1 tRNA gene and 2 rRNA genes (1 of these 3 cut by a window edge) are annotated in these 2,500 nt (G+C 54.4%); all 3 read left to right on the top strand.

The annotated features are described in order from the left end of the window. Window positions 1-1,939: ribosomal RNA gene (locus ACR0EL_RS21175) — 23S ribosomal RNA — on the top strand; it begins 927 nt to the left of the window's first position. A gap of 189 nt (window positions 1,940-2,128) precedes the next feature. Then, a 5S ribosomal RNA gene (gene rrf / locus ACR0EL_RS21170) occupies window positions 2,129-2,243 on the top strand. 117 nt (window positions 2,244-2,360) lie between these two features. Further along, window positions 2,361-2,437 (top strand) — tRNA-Met (locus tag ACR0EL_RS21165). Window positions 2,438-2,500 lie beyond the last annotated feature (63 nt).

The following is a 2,500-nucleotide window of genomic DNA, read 5'->3' as shown; positions in this document are numbered from 1 at the left end:
ACCAAACTCCGAATACCCGGGAGTACTAGATGGCAGACACACTGCGGATGCTAACGTCCGTAGTGGAGAGGGAAACAACCCTGACCTACGACTAAGGCCCCCAATTCATGGCTAAGTGGGAAAGCAGGTGGGACGACCAAAACAACCAGGAGGTTGGCTTAGAAGCAGCCATCCTTTAAAGATAGCGTAACAGCTCACTGGTCTAAATAAGTTGTCCTGCGGCGAAGATGTAACGGGGCTCAAGCCATGAGCCGAAGTCTAGGGATGCGTAAGCATCGGTAGCAGAGCGTAGTGTGACATAGAACTCATCCTGTATTGCCGCCGGTTATACGGCGCGGGCAACCGCGCTCAAGTAGCCGAATAGGCGGTAGCGCAGGATAGAGTTCTTTCGATGAAGCCGGGGCGTGAGCCATCCGGTGGAGAGATCACTAGTGAGAATGATGACATGAGTAGCGACAAAGAGTGTGAGAGACACTCTCGCCGAAAGTCCAAGGGTTCCTGCTTAAAGCTAATCTGAGCAGGGTAAGCCGGCCCCTAAGCCGAGGCCGAAAGGCGTAGGCGATGGGAACTAGGTTAATATTCCTAGGCCAGGAGGATGTGACGGATCACAGGTGTAGTTCAATCTTATCGGATTGATTGGGCTGCTGAGTGGTTCCTGGAAATAGCCCTCCATCAGACCGTACCCTAAACCGACACAGGTGGACTGGTAGAGCATACCAAGGCGCTTGAGAGAACGATGTTGAAGGAACTCGGCAAAATACCTCCGTAAGTTCGCGAGAAGGAGGCCCGGTTCCTAGGCAACTAGGGGCTGGGGGCACAAACCAGGGGGTGGCGACTGTTTATTAAAAACACAGGGCTCTGCGAAGTCGCAAGACGACGTATAGGGTCTGACGCCTGCCCGGTGCCTGAAGGTTAAAAGGAGAGGTGAGAGCCTTGAATTGAAGCCCAGGTAAACGGCGGCCGTAACTATAACGGTCCTAAGGTAGCGAAATTCCTTGTCGGGTAAGTTCCGACCTGCACGAATGGCGTAACGACTTCCCCGCTGTCTCCAACATCGACTCAGCGAAATTGAATTGCCTGTCAAGATGCAGGCTTCCCGCGGTTAGACGGAAAGACCCCGTGCACCTTTACTACAGCTTCGCACTGGCATCAGGATTGTGATGTGCAGGATAGGTGGTAGGCTTTGAAGCGGAAACGCAAGTATCCGTGGAGCCTCCCTTGAGATACCACCCTTCGCACTCTTGATGTCTAACCGCGGTCCGTTATCCGGATCCGGGACCCTGCGTGGCGGGTAGTTTGACTGGGGCGGTCGCCTCCTAAAGCGTAACGGAGGCGCGCGAAGGTTGGCTCAGAGCGGTCGGAAATCGCTCGTTGAGTGCAATGGCAGAAGCCAGCCTGACTGCAAGACTGACAAGTCGAGCAGAGTCGAAAGACGGCCATAGTGATCCGGTGGTCCCGAGTGGAAGGGCCATCGCTCAACGGATAAAAGGTACGCCGGGGATAACAGGCTGATACTGCCCAAGAGTCCATATCGACGGCAGTGTTTGGCACCTCGATGTCGGCTCATCTCATCCTGGGGCTGGAGCAGGTCCCAAGGGTACGGCTGTTCGCCGTTTAAAGAGGTACGTGAGCTGGGTTTAGAACGTCGTGAGACAGTTCGGTCCCTATCTGCCGTGGGTGTAGGAGACTTGAGAGGAGTTGCCCCTAGTACGAGAGGACCGGGGTGAACGATCCACTGGTGGACCAGTTGTCGTGCCAACGGCAGTGCTGGGTAGCTATGATCGGACAGGATAACCGCTGAAGGCATCTAAGCGGGAAGCCCCCCTCAAAACAAGGTCTCCCTGAGGGCCGTGGAAGACCACCACGTCAATAGGCCGGAGATGTAAGCGCAGTAATGCGTTCAGTTGACCGGTACTAATCGCCCGATAGGCTTGATTTGATCCAGTAATAGGAAGACAAATCACCAAAAGCATACACTGACCTTGATTATGGACAGCGTCGCAGCGCCAAGCCGCGATGTTGGTTGATTATATAACCGAGTGGCACCGCGCATTCTCTTCAAGAATACGCTGCCTGCCACCTGTCGCTTTCTTGCTCCGCAAGAAAGTCGACATGGGCTTTTCCTCGGTTTGGTGGTCATAGCGCAAGTGAAACACCCGGTCCCATCCCGAACCCGGAAGTTAAGCACTGCCGCGCCAATGGTACTTGGGCTTAAGCCCCGGGAGAGTAGGTCACCGCCAAACCTAGTAAAAGCCCATATCTCTCTAAACGATGAAATAATACCCGGCCTCAAGCAGCGTAAGCGATAGGCCAACAATGGTCTCAAGTCGCCGAATAGGCGGTAGACCATACCAAAGTGTCGCGGGATGGAGCAGCCCGGTAGCTCGTCAGGCTCATAACCTGAAGGTCGTAGGTTCAAATCCTACTCCCGCAACCAACGCCAGAAAATCCCAAACAGCCCGCATCTCTACAAACAACCCACTGGATCAATCGCTGAACG

This window comes from Ruegeria sp. AH12 (assembly GCF_056541465.1).
The sequence above is the reverse complement of the archived record's forward strand: the minus strand, read 5'-3'. Positions and strand labels throughout refer to the sequence as shown.